This window comes from Vibrio sp. Vb1980 (assembly GCF_033338615.1).
GTDB lineage: Bacteria > Pseudomonadota > Gammaproteobacteria > Enterobacterales > Vibrionaceae > Vibrio > Vibrio alginolyticus.
In genome coordinates, this window is sequence record NZ_JAWOSZ010000123.1 from 1 (window position 1) to 593 (window position 593).

Annotated in this window: 1 protein-coding gene; it reads left to right on the forward strand. The window is 46.7% G+C overall.

Annotation, left to right across the window (positions count from 1 at the left end; genetic code table 11):
- Window positions 1-593: ACT domain-containing protein (locus R7F64_RS24105; protein WP_318072179.1), on the forward strand; the 593-nt coding region annotated here is incomplete at both ends.

Below are 593 nucleotides of genomic sequence, written 5' to 3' on the forward strand. Positions count from 1 at the left end.
TGTATCGAGGCTGATGATAAGCTGAAAGCTCAACAAGTTCTGGCGGATGCGTTTGAGCTTGAACTAAAAGACGGTCTATTGGAACCGGTTGATTTTATCGATGATGTTTCTATCGTTACCTTGGTTGGTGACGGCATGCGTACATCCCGTGGTGTTGCTTCACGTTTCTTCTCTTCTCTTGCGGAAGTGAATGTTAATATCGTCGCGATTGCGCAGGGTTCTTCAGAGCGTGCTATCTCTGCGGTAATTCCGGAAGACAAAATTTCTGAGGCGATCAAAGCGTGTCACGAAAACCTATTTAACTCCAAATACTTCCTCGATGTGTTTGTTGTTGGTGTTGGCGGTGTTGGCGGTGAGCTGGTGGATCAGATCCAACGTCAGCAATCCAAACTGGCAGAAAAAGGTATCGTGATTCGAGTGTGTGGTTTAGCAAATAGCAAAGGCTTGCTACTCGATAGTGAAGGCTTACCACTAGAACACTGGCGCGACCGCATGTCAGCGGCAACAGAAGAATTCAGTCTAGCTCGTTTAATCGCGTTGGTTCAGCGCAATCACATCATCAACCCTGTACTTGTGGATTGTACGTCTAGTGA